We start from the raw sequence: 17,005 nt of genomic DNA on the forward strand, positions 1-17,005 counted from the left end.
GTTATGCGCGTCCGTGGGCCCGGGGCCAGAGCCGCAGCCCCGCCGGCACCACGAGGAGCGCGACGACGAGGCCGACCGCGCTGCCCAGCGCTCCGACCCGGCCCAGGTCGCGGAGGCCGTCGAAGCCGCAGAACGCGAGCGCGGAGAAGCCCGCGGCCGTGGTCAGCGCCGTGGCGGCGATCGCCGGCCCCTCGCGGCGCAGCGTCTCGCGGATCACGGCGTCGCCGCCGCCCGCCGCCTCGATGTCGCGGGCGCGGTGGAGCAGGAACATGCCCTCGTCCACCGTGATCCCGAGCAGCACCGGGATGACGAGCGCGTCGTACGCGTGCAGGGGGATGCCGAGCACCCGGATCAGCAGGAGGACGAGGGAGATCTCCGAGGCGACGACGAGCGCCGCCAGCGCGATGTCGCGCGCGCTGCGGAGGGAAGCGGAGAGCGCCAGCAGCACGAGCGCGCCCGCGACGAGCCCGATCCTCGGCATGTCGTGCGCGAGCGTCTCGCGCAGCGACGCCTCGAGCCGGCTGTAGCCGGTGAGCATGGCGCCAGGATCCTCCTCGCGGATCGCGCGCTCGATCTGCGCGACCGAGCCGGTCTCGCGGGGCCGCACGTACAGCGCGACGAGCGCCTCGCCCCCGTCCGCCCCGAGGTAGCGCGAGAGCAGGATGGACGCGGGGCCGCGCTCGAGATCGGAGAGCGCCACCTCCTGCCGGGGCGGCGCGCGCATCCCGTCGAGCACCGCCGAGAAGCGCTCGGGCGCGAAGCCCGTGTCGCGGAGCGCGCGCGCGAGCTCGTCGGCCTTGGCGGGCAGGTCGAGCGCGTCGCGCGCGGCGAAGCGCTCGGCCTGCGTCGGGGCGGCGGGGGCGAGCGCGGTGAGCGCGTCGACGGCCTCCACGTCGGCCTTCATCGAGGCGAGGCGCTCCGCGATCCGGTCGCCGCGCGCGCGGGCGCGCTCCTGGTCGCCGTCCGCGAGGAGCACCACCCATTGCCCTCGCCGCCCGCCGAACGCGTCGAAGATCTCCTGCTGTACCTTGAGGGGCTCGAGCTCGGCCGGCCTGATCGCGACGATGGCCTCCGCGAGCGGCGGCGAGGCGCCGAGGGCGACCGCCGCGATGGGGAGCGCCGCGAGCCCCGCGAGCGCGAGCGCGCGGCCCCGCGTACGGGTGAGCCGGTAGAGGACGTCGGTCCAGCGCGCGGGCGCCTCGGTCGGCGGGGTCCCCCGCTCGAGCCACGCGCCCACGGCCGGCGTCACGAGGACGATGGCGATCGCCGTCAGGACCTCGCCCGCGGCGCACAGGAGCCCGAGCTGCCGGAGCGCGTTGATGTCCGACAGCGCGAGCGCCCCGAACGCCGCCCCCGCGGTGACGGCGGCGATGAGCACCGCGCGGGAGGTCCGCGCCCTCGCCGCGCGCGCGGCCGCCTCCGGATCGAGGCCCTCGCGCCGCGCCTCGAGCAGCGCGGCGTAGACGTGGACGCCGGTGTCGACGCCGACGCCGACGACCACCGACATGAAGGCGACGGCGATCGCGCTGAGCCCGCCCGGGAGCGCCGTGGCGAGCCCCGCGGTCCAGAGGGTCCCGAGCACGAGCGGCGGCATCACCGCGGCGAGGGCGCGCAGGCGGCGGAAGAGCAGCGCGAAGACGACGGAGGCGAGCAGCATCGAGAGCGACCCCGAGATCGCGAGATCGCGCGTGAGCATCGCCTCGGTCGCCGCGGCGATGGCGTGCCCGCCGGTGAGCCCGAGCGTGAGCCCGGGGTGCGCCGCGCGGATCGGACCGAGGACGGCGTTCGCGTCCGCGACGAACGCCCGCGCGTCGGCGCCGCGGAGCGCCTGCCCCGCCGGCTGCACCAGGACGAGGTGCACCTTGCCGTCGTCCGTGGCGAAGGCGCCGTCGGCCTGCGTGCGCACCCCGGATCCGATGTCCGCGGACTCGAAGACGAGCTGCGAGAGGCGCAGCGGGTCGGCCGCGATCGTCTCCGCCGCGGCGCCGCCGCCCGGCGCGAGCAGCATGGCGCGCGTCTCGGCGAGGCGCTCCCGCATCCCCTCGGGCGAGAGCGCGGCGGCGAGGCGCTCTCGCACGCGCGCGTCCGCGTGCCGGAACGCGACCCACGGATCGAGCGAGCGCGAGACGTCGATCCGATCGGCGGCGCGCTGCACGGTCGGGCGCGCCGCGAGGGCCCGCGCGATCTCCGCGGCCACGGCCGCGTTCTCGTCGGGGTCGTCGCCCTTGACCATCACGACGCCGAGGTCGCCGCCCCCGAACCCGCGCACGTACCGGCGAAGCGCCGCGGCGTCGCCGCGCTCCGGCAGGAGCGAGGCGATGTTCGGCTCGAGCTGTAGCCGCAGCGTCACGGCGGCGAAGGCGGCGAGCGTCAGCGCCGCGAGGGCGGCGACGACGACGAGGCGGAGCGGCCGGCGGGGGGCGTCCGCGCGAGCCGACGGAGGCGGAAGAGGTGCTGCCATGGAAACGCCGGGCCGTGCCCGGCGCCGCTCCTCTACTCTCACGCCCGCCTCGCCGCGAGGACATCCACCCTCACGCCCGCCTCGCCGCGAGGCCCCCACGCGGTCCATGCTCCCGAGCTCACAACGCTTGCGCTCGCGAGGGCGCCGAATCATCCCGGCAGCATGGAGCTCCCCCCGATCGTCCTCGCAGGCAGAGCCGTCCTGCGGAAGCCCGCCGCGCCCGTCCCGCCCGAGCAGATCGGGACGAAGCGGCTCAAGCACCTCGTCTCGACGATGGTCTCCGTCATGCGCAAGGCGCCCGGCGTGGGGCTCGCGGCGCCGCAGATCGGCGTCGACCAGCAGGTGATCGTGCTCGAAGACAGCGAGGAGCTCATGTCCCGCCTCACGCCGGGCCAGCGCGCCGAGCGCGGCCGCGTGCCCTTCCCGCTCAGGGTGATCATCAACCCGACGCTGAGGGTCCTCGCGCCGTCGCTCCCGGACGTGGCAGGCGCGGGGCGGGCGACGTTCTTCGAGGGCTGCCTGAGCGTCCCGGGTTACATGGCGCTGGTCGAGCGAGATCTGTCAGTCGAGGTGAGCGGCGTGGACGAGGACGGCAAGGAGGTCCGGTGGGAAGCGACGGGCTGGCCCGCGCGGATCCTCCAGCACGAGGTCGATCACCTCCGCGGCACGCTGTACGTCGATCGCATGGTCACGCGCTCCTTCTGCAGCAACGAGGAGGCGAAGCGCTTGCTCAGCCTGTCCGTCGCCGAGGCGCGGGCTACGCTCGGCGCGTGACCGCGGCCCGTCGCGCCGGGAGGCGAGCGCGCTCGACAGGCGGGCGCGCGCTCACGGCGAGGGCGACGGGCCGGCGCGGCGCCCCGCGCCGGCGACGAGGGCTTCCACGATCCGCTCCATCCTGATCCCGCGCGAGCCCTTCACGAGCACCAGATCGCCGCGCTCGACGATCTCCTGCGCTCGGGCCGCCGCGGCGTCCGCGTCCACGGCGAACCACGCCCGCACGCCGGCAGCCTCGGCGGCGCGCGCGATCCGCGCCGCCTCGCCGCCGACGGCGATGAGCGCGGCGGGGCGCGCGGCGCCGACCTGCTCGCCGAGCGCGTCGTGCTCCGCCGCCGCGAGCGCGCCGAGCTCGCGCATCTCGCCGAGCAGCAGGACCAGCCGCTTCCCGAGCGCCTCGGCGACCTCGGCGGCCGTCCTGAGGGACGATCGCATCGACAGCGGGTTGGCGTTGTAGCTGTCGTCGATGACCACGGTGCCGTCCGGCAGCTCGCGGACGGACAGGCGTCCATCACCAGGCGGCGCGAGCCCTGCGGCGGCGCGCGCCGCTCGCTCGGTCGAGAGCCGCTCGCCGACCGCCTCTTCCACCACGGCGACGGCCGCGGCCGCCGCCAGCGCCCCCGCCTCGCCGAGCAGCGGGACGACGAGCTCCAGCGCTTCGCCTCCGCGCTCGATCCGCACCGAGGTGCCGCGCACCCCGACCGGCCGCCGCCCCGCGATCCGGATCCGCGCGCGCTCCCCGAAGCCGTAGGTGATCCGCCGCGCGGCGCCGGCGCGCTCGAGCTGCTCGACCACCTTCGCGTCGTCGCCGTTGCCGAGGGCCACGCCCGCGGCCGGCAAGGCGGCGAGCAGATCACCTTCCTCGGCGGCGACGTCTTCCAGCGTGCCGAGCCCCTCGGTGTGCTCGACGCCGATGGACGTCAGCACGGCGAGGTCCGGCCCCGCGATCCGCGCGAGGGCCGCGACCTCGCCGCGCTGGTTCGTGCCGATCTCGACGACCGCGAAGCGATGGCGGTCCTCGAGCCCGAGCAGCGTCATCGGCAGCCCGATGGCGTTGTTCAGGTTGCCCGCCGTCGCGTGCACCTCGCCGCGGCCCACCCCCGCGAGCAGCGCCGCGATGGTCCGCGTCGTCGTCGTCTTGCCGGCCGATCCACCGATCGCGATGATCGCCCGCGGCCCGTCGGGGTGGGCGCCCGCCCGCCATCGCTCGCGGTGCGCTCTGGCCAGCGCCCCGAGCGCCGCGAGGCCGTCCTTCACGAGCACCGCGCCTCCTCCGGGCGGCAGGGCAACCTCCCGCGAGACGATGAACGCGGCCGCCCCGCGCTGCGCGGCGGCGTCGAGGAACCTGTGGCCATCGAAGCTCTCGCCGGAGAGCGCGACGAACGCCGCTCCTGGCGCGATCGTCCGGCTGTCGGTCGAGACGCCCCGCGCGTCCGGCCCGCTCCTCAGCACGCGCCCGCCGGTCGCGCGCGCCAGCTCGTCGAGGGAGAAGGGGGCAAGGTTGTGCGGGATCGGCGTCGCCATCGCGGGCGATCACCAGCACGGAACGGGGCGCGGGGCCAACGAATCGCCTGCGGCGCGCCCCGTCCGTGCGGCGTCGCGCCGCCTCAGCGCCGGGTCTTTTCCTTGTCGACCTCGTCGTAGATGTCGTCGCTCTTCGGCCGTGGCCGCGCGGCTGGGCGGGGCGCGGCGGGCGCGCTGGGGGCCGCCGTCACGCTCACCGTGGGCTCTGGCGATGCCTCGGCGGCCGTGGGCGGCGGCTCCTTGTAGTCGATCGCGATCGGTCCTCCGCCGCCCATGCTCTGCCACAGCGTGATCCCGATGAGCGCCAGCAACGCCACCGCCAGGATCACGCTGAGCACGATGATGAGCGTCCTGCCGCCCTCCCGCCGCCGCGGCGCACCGGCGGCGGGTGGCTTCTGCGGTTCCGGGCGCTCCTGGACGAAGGTCGACGGGAGCACCGGCATCTCGAGGCGCGCCGACGTGGTGGCCCACGGGCTCTCGGCCGCTCCGTCCCACCCGCCGGCCGCCTGGGGCGCGCCGTGCGCTGCCGCGCCGGGAGCTGCGCTCATCGCCGGCGCGGGCGCAGCGGCCGGTGGCGGCCCGGCCTGAGCCGGCATCCCCGCATGCAGCGAGGGCATCGGCGTGCGCGCGGCCTCTGATACTGCGGGCGCGGCCGCGCCGAAGCCAGGGCTCCCGAACCCGGGCGGCGCCGCCGGCGCAGGCGGCTGGCCGGCGTGAGGTGATGGCATCGGCGCGCGCGCGGCCTCTGGCGCGCCGGGCGCGGCCGCACCGAGGCCAGGGCTCCCGAACCCGGGCGGCGCTGCCGGCGCAGGCGGCTGGCCGGCGTGCAGCGAGGGCATCGGCGCGCGCGCGGCCTCTGATACTGCGGGCGCGGCCGCACCGAAGCCGGGGCTCGCGAACCCGGGCGGCGCCGCCGGCGGCGCAGGCGGCTGCGTCGCGCTCGCGCCCATCCGGTCCGTGATCGGCGCCGGCTGGAAGGCCGGCTGGCTCGGAGGCACCGGATCCGACTGCGGCGGCGCCGAGATGAACGGGAGCGCGCTCGGAGAAAAGACGCCGCTGGCCGAGAGCACGTCCTGCTGCGAGACGATCCCGGGCGGAAGGGTCCCTCCGCGCGCCGAGACGCTCGCCGTGGGCGGCTGGGTGTACCCGGCGGGAGCTGGCCCTGAGAACGCCGGCGCCGGCATGGCGCCCGAGAACGCGGGCGCCGATGACGCCGGCGCCGAAAACGCGGGCGCCGACGGCATCGGCCCTGAGAACGCGGGCGGGCTCTGCTGCTGAAGATGAGGGCTCAGCGCGTACTGTGCGGAGAGCGGGCGCAGGGCGCCGGGCGCCATCAGCGGCGGCACGGGCAGCGGCCGGAAAGGGATCCCCGAGCCGTGCGCCGACGGGAGCGGCCGGCCTGGCTGCGCCGTCCTCTCACTCTCGGGGGCTCCCCATGGAACGTGTTTGTCGGTCATCCGCGCGCCTCGGAGGGACCGCCCACGCGACCCCTCCGCCTCACACTGAAGCGGAACAGCGCTCTCAATCTACCCCCAAGTCTCGGCGTGCGGCCATCCTTCTGACGCGTCGCCCCGCCCCGCGAGGCGCTGCCGCTCGTCGGCGCTGGCGCCACGCAGCGCCGCGCCGCGACGACACCGCCCGTCGCGGACGCAGGAGTGCGACGCCGGGGGTGCGCTCCTCGGGTCGGCGCGAGATGAAGAGCGAGCTCGTCCCGCCACCGAGGCGCTCACGAGGCGCGCTTTCGCCAGCGCCGCGGCGCGCAGGGGGCGCGCACGACGCTCCGGCGCGCGGGTGGTTCCAGAGCGCGAGGCGGCGCGCGAGGTCAGCCCTCTCGGGCGCGGGCGTCTCCGACGGCAGAGCTCGGACCGAGGCGCTGTCCACGCTTGTCGGGAACTCTCGACATGGCCGCGGCGCCCCGTGGACGGGCGTGGCGCTCCCGCCGGGGCGCGGGCGTCTGCCGCCGCGGGGCGGCTGTCGACCGCGGCAGCACAGTGCTATGGCACGTCGCGATATGGCCGCCGAGACGATGGACCCCCGCGCCTCCACCGAACCTTCTCCCAACGAGCCGCGTGAGCCCGCGCGCTACGATCATGCCGCCGTCGAGCCGCGCTGGCAGCGCGCGTGGGAGGAAGGCGAGACCTTCCGCGCCGTCCGCAGCGCGGACCCGGCCCGCGCGAAGCGCTACGTGCTCGACATGTTCCCCTATCCGTCGGGGTCGGGGCTGCACGTCGGCCACCCCGAGGGGTACACGGCGACCGACATCATGTCCCGCTACTTCCGCATGCGCGGGATCGACGTGCTGCACGTCATGGGCTGGGACGCCTTCGGGCTGCCGGCGGAGCAGCACGCCCTCGAGACCGGCACGCACCCGGCCGACACGACGGCGCGGAACATCGCGACCTTCAAGCGCCAGCTCAAGATGCTGGGCTTCAGCTACGACTGGTCGCGAGAGCTCTCCACGACCGATCCGCGCTACGTGCGCTGGACGCAGTGGATCTTCCTCCAGCTCTTCAAGAAGGGGCTCGCGTACCAGGACGAGGTGAGCGTCAACTGGTGCCCGGCGCTCGGGACCGTCCTTGCGAACGAGGAGGTGATCGACGGCAAGAGCGAGCGCGGCTCGCACCCGGTCTACCGGACGCCGCTCAGGCAATGGATGCTCCGCATCACCGCCTACGCCGACCGCCTGGCGGAGGATCTCCGCCTCCTCGACTGGCCTGAAGGGACGGTGGCGATGCAGCGCGCCTGGATCGGCCGATCGGAGGGGGCGCTCATCACGTTCGAGGTCAAGGGATGGGGCAAGGGCGCGCTGAGCGTGTTCACGACCCGCCCCGACACGCTGATGGGCGTCACCTACGTCGTGCTCGCGCCCGAGCACCCGCTCACGACATGGCTCACGAGCGCGGAGAGCGGCGCGTCCGAGGCGCGCCGCGAGGCGGTGCGCGCGTACGTCGCGGCCGCGGCGGGCAAGAGCGATCGCGAGCGGCTCGCCGCGGCGGCGAGGGAGAAGACCGGCGTCGACACCGGCCTCGTCGCCGTCCACCCCATCACGGGCGTGGAGGTGCCGATCTGGGTCGCCGACTACGTGCTCGGCGGCTACGGCACCGGCGCCGTGATGGCGGTGCCAGGGCACGACGAGCGCGACTTCTCGTTTGCCCGCACCTACGGGCTGCCCATCGTCGAGGTCGTGAGCCCCGACGGCACCCTGCGCGACCAGCTCGAGGCCGCCTACGTCGACCCGGGCGTCGCGGTCCGGAGCGGCGAGTTCGACGGGCTCGCGACGGAGGAGTGCAAGCGCGCGGTCATCGCGCGCCTCGAGGCGCTCGGGCGAGGCAAGCGCGAGGTGAACTACAAGCTGCGCGACTGGGTCTTCTCCCGCCAGCGCTACTGGGGCGAGCCGATCCCGATCTACTTCCCCGTCGAGCTCGCCGATCCAGACGGCGATCCCAGGAAGGGCGCCGCGCACACGATCCGCTACGATCAGCCGATCGCGGTCGACGAGGCCAGCCTCCCGATCGAGCTGCCGCCGCTCGCCGACTTCCGCCCTGGCGACGACCCTGCGGGCCCGCTGGCGCGCGCCGTCGACTGGCGCTTCTTTCAGCGGGACGGCAAGTGGTACGCGCGCGAGACGAACACGATGCCGCAGTGGGCGGGCTCGTGCTGGTACTACCTTCGCTTCCTCGATCCGCAGAACGACGCGGAGCCGTTCTCGGAGGCCGCGTACGACGCGTGGATGCCCGTCGACCTCTACGTCGGCGGCGCGGAGCACGGCGTGCTGCACCTCCTCTACGCGCGCTTCTGGCACAAGGTGCTCTACGACCTCGGCCATGTGAAGCACCCCGAGCCCTTCGCGAAGCTCGTCCATCAGGGGATGATCCTGGGCGAGGACAACGAGAAGATGTCGAAGTCGCGGGGCAACGTGATCAACCCCGACGACATCGTGCGGGCCCACGGCGCCGACGTGCTGCGGATGTACGAGATGTTCATGGGCCCGCTCGAGGCGGTGAAGCCCTGGCAATCAGGGCAGATCCAGGGGGTGGTCCGGTTCCGGGACCGCGTGTTCGCGACGTGCACGCGACCGCTCTCGGACGCGATGGACGACGCGACGAGCCGGCAGCTCCACAGGACGATCAAGAAGGTGACCGGTGACATCGAGGGGATGGCGTTCAACACCGCCATCTCCGCGATGATGGTCTTCGTGAACCACCTGAGCTCGCTGCCTTCGCCGCCGCGCGAGGCGGTCCTCCGGCTGATCCTCCTCGTCTCCCCCTTCGCGCCGCACCTCGCGGAGGAGCTGTGGCGGCTCACCGGCCACGAGCGTTCGCTCAGCTACGAGCCGTGGCCCACCTACGATGAGGCCTTCTGCGTCGACGACGTCCTGGAGATCCCGGTGCAGGTGAACGGCAAGGTCCGCGGTCGCGTGATGCTGGCGAAGGCGGCATCGGAGGAGGAGGCGCGAGCCGCCGCGCTCGGCCTGGAGACCGTGGCCACCCTCGCCGCGGGCAAGCAGCTGAAGAAGTTCATCTACGTCGCAGGGAAGATCGTGAACATCGTGGTCGGCTGACGCTCCGGCGCCGCCTGGAGAGCTCCGGCGCTGGCGTGAAAAACGAGCGCTCGCAGCGCGGCGACGTCGAGAACGGACGCGCGGGATAGCAGCGCGAGGGAGGCGCCCCCGGCGCGCCAGGCCCCGCGCCCGCGCCGCCTCCTCGCCCGCGCCTCGGGCTCCAGCGCCTTGCGCTCGGTTGACGACAGGGTCGGGCGCTCGGTTGTACATGAGCCCGATCGGCGCGCTGACCGCATCCCACACCACAGCGCAGCGGGTGGCTCCGCCGGCGCGTGAGCTTCCCCGGAAGCAATCCTCTCCTCCCTCGGGGCGCGCGGCGGTGCACAGCCCAGGCTGGCAGGTGCCGTGCAAAGGCGGCTGGCCGTGTGCCGGAACAGCACCGCATGGTGTACCCGAGCTGGCTGCCTCCTCGCCGCCGCGCTGGCCGGCTGCGCTGGAGACGCGGACGAAGCGGACCTGCACGAGGAGGACGCGGCCGAGGCCGCGCTGGAGATCAAGGGAGGGTACCTAGACGCTGGAGATCGCGCGGTCGCCGGGCTCCTCATCACCGATCGCCGAGGGCGCGTCGCGCGGACCTGCTCGAGCACCGTGATCGCGCCCAACCTGGTGCTCACCGCGCAGCACTGCATCGCGGAAGCTCCCAAGCTCATCGCCTGCAAGACGGCGACGTTCGGGGAGCCGGTCGATGCCTCGCAGGTCTACGCCACGCTCGGCGGGGCCTTGTGGGCCGCGGACACGCCGTGGATCGGCGCGCGCGCCGTGATCAGCCCGCCCGACGGCAACGCCGTCTGCGGGCGCGACGTCGCGCTCGTCGTGCTGTCCTCCCCGCTCGGCGGCAGCGAGGTCACGCCGCTCGCGCCCCGCCTCGATCGGCCGCCCGAGGAGAGCGAGGTCTACTCGGCGGTGGGCTTCGGCGACACGGAGGGCAGATCGCGCGGCGGCGGCGTCCGCAGGCGCCGCGATGGTCTCCACGTCGAGTGCGTCGGGTACGGGTGCGGAACGCAGGAGCGCGTCACAGGAGGCGAGTGGCGCGGAGAGAACGGCATCTGCAGCGGCGACTCGGGCGGACCGGCGCTCGACGTCGCGGGGCGGATCATCGGCGTGACGTCGCGCGGGCCGGCCGGCTGCGCCGACCCCATCTATGGTGGGCTCATCGCCCATCGCGACTGGCTCGTCACCGAGGCGAGGCGCGCCGCCGACGTCGGCGACTACGACCCGCCCTGGTGGGCCACGGCGTCGGACCCCGCGGAGCGCTTGCCTTCGCGCCGGCCGCTCGACGAGCGCTGGCTCTCGTGCGCGCACGGCCCGGTCGTCGGCGACGCCAGCGGGGCCGCGGCGGCGCGCGCGCTGCTCGCGATGCTCGCGCTGCTCGCGCTGAGGCGAGCCAGGGCGTCCGCGCTGCCGACATGCCGCGCGCGGCGTGCACGCTGCGCGCGCGCCGCGTCGCAGAGCACGATTTCCGCCTGATCGAAGCTCCAGCGCACACCTCGCCTGCTAGGATGCCGGCGTCCTGCCCTGCGGAGTGTCCATGCCCATTTCGCCCAGCATCCGTCCGGCCGCGCTGCTCGCGGCGCTCGCGCTCGCCTCGCTTCCCATCGGCTGCGGCCCCACCTACGTGCGCGGCAATCAGGTCGAGGGGCTCGACGACGCCGCGATGAGCACGGGAATCGACAGGCGCGACATCGAGCAGCTCCTCCACGAGAACCTGACGTCGCTGATGGCCTCTCCGGTGGCCAAGGCGTGGGCGCACGAGGGCTCGCGGCCCACGCTCGCCATCTATCCGCTGTCGAACCAGACGAGCGAGCACATCGACAGCCAGCTTCAGGCGCTCCTGTCCGATATCGAGACGTACCTGTCCCAGGCGAGCCTCGTCACCGTGGTGAGCGTCGAGCGCCAGCAGCAGATGGTCGCGGAGGTCGAGAAGCAGCACGGCGGCGGGTTCGATCCGAACCACATCGCCGAGTACAACCGCCAGCTCGGCGCGAAGTACTACCTCACCGGCAAGGTCTTCACCGCCGATGAGCGCACCGAGGACGAGCGCCGCGTCCAGTACTTCATGTTCATGCAGCTCATCGAGGTCGCCACGAGCGCGGTGGCCTGGCAGAACAGGGCGGCCTTCACCAAGGCGCTCATCCAGGAGTGATGCGCCGGCGGCACGCGAGCCTCGCGGGGCGCAAGCGTGCGGCCCTGGCTCCTCTCGCGCTGCTCCTCGGCCTCTGGCAGGCCGCCTGCGGCGGACATGAAGATCGCGTGCGCACCGCGCTCCAGGCGCTCGATCGCGGCGCTCCCGCCGAGGCGGTGGCCGCGCTGAACGAGCAGCTCGAGGTCGAGACCGCGGCTCAGCTCCCGGCGCTCCGGGGCGACAACGCGCTCCTCCTGCTCGACCGCGGCAACATCCTCCTCAGCATGGACAGCTACCGGCTGTCCGCGCGCGATCTCGGGGCCGCGGACAAGTCGATCGACCTGCTCGACATGTCCCGCGGGGCCGCCCACGATCTCGGCAAGTACCTCTTCTCGGACGACGTGGGCCCGTACAAGGCGCCTGCCTACGAGAAGCTGCTCATCAACACCATCAACATGATGAACTACCTGGCCCAGCGCGACCTCAGCGGGGCCAGGGTCGAGGCTCGCCGCCTCGCGATCATGCAGAGATACCTGCGCGATCACGAGGGCGAGACGGCGCTCCTCGGCCTCGGCAGCTACCTCGCGGGCCTCGCCTTCGAGAAGAGCGGCCAGGCCGACGAGGCGCTCCTCCATTACGACGACGCCCTCCGCCACGGGTCGTATCCGTCGCTCCGCCGCCCGCTCCGCGCGCTCACGCGCGGCGAGCCCAGGTCGCCCCGCATCGCCGCGTTGATCGAAGGCGAGGCCCCGCCGCCGCCCCTCGACGAGACCGGCGAGGCCGAGCTCATCGTCGTCGTCGGGTTCGGGCGCGTCCCGCAGAAGGTGCCGCAGCGCCTTCCGATCGGCCTCGCGCTCACGCTCGTGGCCAACGACATCAGCCCGGCGGATCGCGCGCGGGCGAGCGAGCTCGCGGCGAAGGGGCTCGTGACCTGGGTCAACTACCCGACGCTCGCCCGGGGCAAGGGCGGCTATTCGATTCCGACGCTGAAGCTCGACGGGCGCTCCCAGCCGATGGAGCAGGCGCTCGACGTCGAGGCGCAGGTGCGCGCGGCCTGGAAGAAGAGCGAGGGGACCGTCATCCTGTCGGCCATCACGAGGACCGTCGCCCGCATCGCGGCCGGCGAGGCCGCGCAGGGCGCCACCGAGGCGGCTGCGGAGGACTCCGGGCCGCTGGGCCTGCTCGTCGGCCTGCTGACGAGCGCGACGCTGACCGCGCTCGACACGCCGGACACGCGCGGATGGTCGACGCTCCCCGCGCGCGTCGCGATCGCGCGGACCCGCGTCCGCGCGGGCACGCATGACGTGGTCGTCGGCGTCCGCGGCGAGTCGAGGCGCGCCCGGGTGAGCGTGGCCGCTGGCGGGTGGGCCTTCGTCCCGGTGATGGTCCTCCGCTGAGCGGCGCGCGCGGACGGGAGGGTTGCGGGCGCACTCTTCCCGCGGCAGTCTCCGCGCCGATGCGTAGCCCTCATCTCCGCGCCGTGCTGTTTCACGCGCTCTCGGCGTGCTCGCCCCTCGCGCTCCTCTGCGCGACCGCCTGCGGGGCGCTCGCCACCTCGCCGTCCTGGGTCGGCGGCGGCCTCGCGGTCTCCGCGCCGATCCGGGCTGCCGAGGAGGACGCCGCGATCGAGCGGGAGCGCGCGGTGATCGCCAGTCAGCCCAAGGAGATCGGCGCGCGGCATCTCCTCGTCATGCACGAGGGCTCGAAGAGCAAGCCCGAGGGCCTCCGCCGCACGCGCGCCGAGGCCCGCGCGCGAGCGCAGGAAGCGCTCGTCAAGATCCGCGGCGGGGTGAGCTTCGAGGAGGCGGTCGCGGAGTACAGCGACGAGCCGGGCGCCGCCGAGCGCGGCGGGGATCTCGGGGTGTTCGAGCGCGGCATGATGGTGAAGGGCTTCTCCGACGCCGCCTTCGCCTTGAAGATCGGCGAGGTGAGCGAGATCATCGAGACGCCGTTCGGCTTCCACATCATCAAGCGCACCGAGTAGCGCCCGCTCCAGGTCATCGCGCGCCGGCCGCGGGCTCGACGCCTCCGTCGGAGTCGCCTAGCGTGGCGCGCATGACGAGGACCGTCCGCGCTGCGCCGACCGCCGAGCACCGCCGCCTCGAGGAAGAGCGCGAGCGCCTCCTGCGCTGGAAGCACTGGGGCCCCTACCTCTCCGAGCGGGCCTGGGGGACGGTGCGCGAGGACTACAGCGCGAACGGGGACGCGTGGGCGCACTTCCCTCACGACCATGCCCGGAGCCGCGCCTATCGCTGGAACGAGGACGGGCTGGGCGGCATCTGTGACCGACACCAGATCTTGTGTCTCGCCGTCGCCGTCTGGAACGAGCGGGATCCGATCCTGAAGGAGCGTGCCTTCGGCCTGACAGGGCCGGAAGGCAACCACGGCGAGGACGTCAAGGAGATCTACTACTACGAAGACGCGACGCCGACCTCCAGCTACCTGCGCTACCTCTACCGGTACCCGCAGCGGCCGTTCCCCTACGAGGCGCTCGTCGCCGCCGCGCGCGACCGCGGCCTCTCGGAGGGCGAGGCAGATCTCCCCGATCTCGGCGCCTTCGACGGAGCTCGTTACTTCGACGTCGTCGTCGAGTACGCGAAGCGGAGCCCGAGCGACATCCTGATGGTCATCACCGTGGTGAACCGCGGCCCGGAGGCCGCGCCGATCCACGTGCTCCCGCACCTCTGGTTCCGCAACACATGGTCCTGGACCGAGCCTCCGGGTCCCGTCCCGGAGATCCGGGCCATGGAGACCGACGCCGGTCATGTGATGCTGCGCGCGGCGCACCCCGAGCACGGCGCGCATCACCTGTACATCGAGGGCAGCCCGGAGCTGCTCTTCACCAACAACGAGACGAACCGCGAGCGGCTCTATGGCGCCCCTTCGCGGACACCGTACGTCAAGGACGCGTTCCATCACCGGGTCGTCCACGGCGACGAGGCGCGGGTAAACGCCGAGCGCCGCGGCACGAAGGCCGCGAGCTGGCATCGCTTCGAGGTGCCGGCCGGCGGGAGCCGGCGGATCCTGCTCCGGCTCGCGCCCGAGCCGGTGGAGTGCCCCTTCGACGGCGCGGACGAGCTCCTGGAGGCGCGGCGCAGAGAAGCGGACGAGTACTATCTCGCCGTCCAGGGCCCTGCCCTGTCCGACGATCGCCGCGCCATCCAGCGTCAGGCGGCGGCGGGGCTGTTCTGGACGATGCAGTTCTACCACTACGACGTCGACACCTGGCTCCGCGGCGACGCGCACGCGCCGCCGCCCGAGCGGCTGAGCGGCCGAAACGCCCACTGGCGGCACGTCTCCGTCGCCGATGTCGTCTCCATGCCCGACGCGTGGGAGTACCCCTGGTTCGCGGCGTGGGATCTCGCCTTCCACGCGGTCGCGCTGGCCTCGCTCGACATCGATCTCGCGAAGGCCCAGCTGAAGATGATGGTCAAGGAGTGGTACCAGCACCCGAACGGGCAGCTGCCTGCCTACGAGTGGGAGTTCTCGGATCTGAACCCTCCGGTGCATGCCTGGGCGACCTACCAGATCTACAAGATCGAGCGGAAGCAGCGGGGCGAGGGCGATCGGGTGTTCCTGGAGCGGGTGTTCCACAAGCTCCTCATCAACTTCGCCTGGTGGGTCAACAAGCGCGACGCCGAGGGGCACAACGTCTTCGAGGGCGGGTTCCTCGGCCTCGACAACATCTCGCTCTTCGATCGCAGCGAGCGGCTCGCGCCCGGGATGCGCCTGGAGCAGGCGGACGCCACGGCGTGGATGGCGATGTACTGCCTCGACCTCATGCGCATCGCCCTGGAGCTCGCGCTCGACAACTCCGCGTACGAGGATCTCGCCAGCAAGTTCTTCGAGCACTTCTTGCGGATCGCGCACGCGCTCCACCACACGGCGGACGGCCGGCTGCCGCTCTGGTCCGAGGAGGACGGCTTCTACTTCGACATCCTCATCGCCGGAGGGAAGCCGCGGCACGTGAAGATCCGCTCGGCCGTCGGCCTCATCCCGCTCTGCGCGGTGCACGTGATCACCCCGGAGATCTACGGCAAGCTCGCGAACTTCCGGCGCCGGACCGAGTGGTTCCTCCGCAAGAACCCCGCGCTGGCCGAGGCGATCACCGTACGTCCAGACGGCCGCCAGGTGCTCTCCGCGGTGCCGCCGGGGCGCCTCGAGCGGGTGCTCACGCACCTGTTCGACGAGGACAAGTTCCTCTCGCCGTTCGGCCCGCGCTCGCTCTCCAAGGAGCACGCGGCCGCGCCCGTCTCGCTCGGGCTCGAGCCCTGCGACGCGCAGTACACGGTCGGCTACGAGCCGGGCGAGTCGATCACGCGCATGAAGGGCGGCAACTCCAACTGGCGCGGCCCGATCTGGTTCCCGCTCGGCTACCTGCTCTACCGCTCGCTCCTCCGTCTCGACCACGGCTTCGGCGACGTGCTCACGATCCCCTCGCTCGGCGGCCACGGCCCTCGCACGCTCCGCGACGGAGCGCACGAGATCGCGCGCCGGCTGATCGCGATCTTCGAGCGCGACCGCGAGGGCCGCCGCCCTGTCTACGGCGAGCACCCCCTCTTCCAGCGTGATCCTCGGTTCCGAGATCGCCTGTTTTTCTTCGAGTACTTCCACGGCGACACCGGCGCAGGGCTCGGCGCCTCGCACCAGACCGGCTGGACTGCCCTCGTGGGCGACCTGATCCTCCGCACGGAACGGCACAACCACCCGCGTTCGTAGCGCACCCTACATAGCGTTCGGCTCATCACCGGTTCGTCCCGGATCCGTGCTAGGAGGGCGCCTGTGTCGCTGGCGTTCGGCGTCTCGCTCCTCGCGTTGGCCGTCATGCTGGGCGGCATTGCGGCGGTGTTCCGTCATCGGAGCGAGGGCGCGATGTCTGCGTTGCGGACGTTCGCCCTCGTCGGAGCGGCGTCGATCGCGCTGCTTCACCTGCTCCCGGAGGCGATCGGCGAGATCGGCTGGCTCGCGCTGCTCGCGGCGGCGTCTGGCTTCGTGGCGCCGGCGGTGCTGGAGCGCCTCGTGCTCGGGGACGCTGGGGCTCACCGGACGCCGACGACGGCGCTCGCGATGGGGTACGCCGCGGTGCTCGTGCATCAGTTCGGCGAGGGCGCGGCGGTGGCGTCGCTCTCACGGGTTGGACAGCTCTCGCTCCCTGTCGTGCTCGTGATCGCCGCGCACACGGTGCCGCTCGCGATGGTGGTGGCCATTCAGGTCCTCGAGGTGAAAGCCGATACCGGCGGCAAGCGCGCCATGAGCGCTGCGCTCGCGGGCATTGCGCTCGCCACGGTGGTTGGCGCCTTCGCGACGCGGCTTGTCGACCTGGAGCACCTCGAGGTGATCGAGCCCTGGTTGCTCTCCGCGGTCGCGGGCCTCCTCTTGCACGCGCTCTCGCACGAGGCGGTCGCAAGCGGCCCAGCGACGTCTCTGAGCCGCGCCGGCGAAGCCATGGGCGGCCTGCTCGGCGTCTTCCTCGCCACGATCGGGATCGACGAGGAGGAATGGGTGCAAAAGATCCCGTTCGCTCTCCAGATCGCCGCCCTGACCGTCCTTGCAGGGCTCATCC

11 protein-coding genes (1 of these 11 only partly in view) are annotated in these 17,005 nt (G+C 73.3%); 8 read left to right on the forward strand and 3 right to left on the reverse strand.

Annotation, left to right across the window (positions count from 1 at the left end):
- Nucleotide 1: 1 nt before the first annotated feature.
- Nucleotides 2-2,461, reverse strand: a complete 2,460-nt coding sequence (locus WMF11_RS41265; protein WP_437974660.1) for an MMPL family transporter — start codon at nucleotides 2,459-2,461, stop codon at nucleotides 2-4.
- A 162-nt stretch (nucleotides 2,462-2,623) separates the two neighbouring features.
- Between WMF11_RS41265 and WMF11_RS41270 the strand changes: the two genes are divergently transcribed.
- Nucleotides 2,624-3,235, forward strand: a complete 612-nt coding sequence (locus tag WMF11_RS41270) for a peptide deformylase (RefSeq protein WP_437974661.1) — start codon at nucleotides 2,624-2,626, stop codon at nucleotides 3,233-3,235.
- Nucleotides 3,236-3,286: 51 nt separating this feature from the next.
- Here the strand turns inward: WMF11_RS41270 and WMF11_RS41275 are convergent, their stop codons facing one another.
- Complete coding sequence (locus tag WMF11_RS41275) at nucleotides 3,287-4,759, reverse strand: UDP-N-acetylmuramoyl-tripeptide--D-alanyl-D-alanine ligase (RefSeq protein WP_437904580.1); 1,473 nt, start codon at nucleotides 4,757-4,759, stop codon at nucleotides 3,287-3,289.
- 83 nt (nucleotides 4,760-4,842) lie between these two features.
- A complete protein-coding gene (locus WMF11_RS41280; RefSeq protein ID WP_437974662.1) occupies nucleotides 4,843-6,216 on the reverse strand; it encodes a hypothetical protein in 1,374 nt (457 codons plus the stop codon).
- Nucleotides 6,217-6,755: 539 nt separating this feature from the next.
- On the opposite strand from WMF11_RS41280, the gene leuS reads away from it, so the two are divergent.
- The 7 genes from leuS to WMF11_RS41315 form a co-directional block, all read left to right on the forward strand.
- A complete protein-coding gene (gene leuS, locus WMF11_RS41285) occupies nucleotides 6,756-9,320 on the forward strand; it encodes a leucine--tRNA ligase (RefSeq protein ID WP_437974663.1) in 2,565 nt (854 codons plus the stop codon).
- Nucleotides 9,321-9,665: 345 nt separating this feature from the next.
- Complete coding sequence (locus WMF11_RS41290; protein ID WP_437974664.1) at nucleotides 9,666-10,787, forward strand: trypsin-like serine protease; 1,122 nt, start codon at nucleotides 9,666-9,668, stop codon at nucleotides 10,785-10,787.
- Nucleotides 10,788-10,848: 61 nt separating this feature from the next.
- Nucleotides 10,849-11,463, forward strand: a complete 615-nt coding sequence (locus tag WMF11_RS41295; protein WP_437974665.1) for a penicillin-binding protein activator LpoB — start codon at nucleotides 10,849-10,851, stop codon at nucleotides 11,461-11,463.
- On the forward strand, nucleotides 11,463-12,839 hold the full coding sequence (locus WMF11_RS41300) for a hypothetical protein (RefSeq protein ID WP_437974666.1): 1,377 nt from the start codon (nucleotides 11,463-11,465) through the stop codon (nucleotides 12,837-12,839). The genes WMF11_RS41295 and WMF11_RS41300 overlap by 1 nt, the downstream gene beginning before the upstream one ends.
- A 59-nt stretch (nucleotides 12,840-12,898) precedes the next feature.
- Nucleotides 12,899-13,426, forward strand: a complete 528-nt coding sequence (locus WMF11_RS41305; RefSeq protein WP_437545392.1) for a peptidylprolyl isomerase — start codon at nucleotides 12,899-12,901, stop codon at nucleotides 13,424-13,426.
- A 71-nt stretch (nucleotides 13,427-13,497) separates the two neighbouring features.
- On the forward strand, nucleotides 13,498-16,161 hold the full coding sequence (locus WMF11_RS41310) for an MGH1-like glycoside hydrolase domain-containing protein (RefSeq protein ID WP_437974667.1): 2,664 nt from the start codon (nucleotides 13,498-13,500) through the stop codon (nucleotides 16,159-16,161).
- 63 nt (nucleotides 16,162-16,224) lie between these two features.
- Nucleotides 16,225-17,005 carry the 5' portion of a hypothetical protein gene (locus tag WMF11_RS41315; RefSeq protein ID WP_437904587.1) on the forward strand. 47 nt of this gene lie beyond the right edge of the window, so 781 of the gene's 828 nt are visible here — the first part of the coding sequence; its start codon is at nucleotides 16,225-16,227; the stop codon falls past the right edge of the window.

Source organism: Sorangium sp. So ce295, assembly GCF_051527405.1.
GTDB classification, from domain to species: Bacteria; Myxococcota_A; Polyangia; order Polyangiales; family Polyangiaceae; genus Sorangium; species Sorangium cellulosum_B.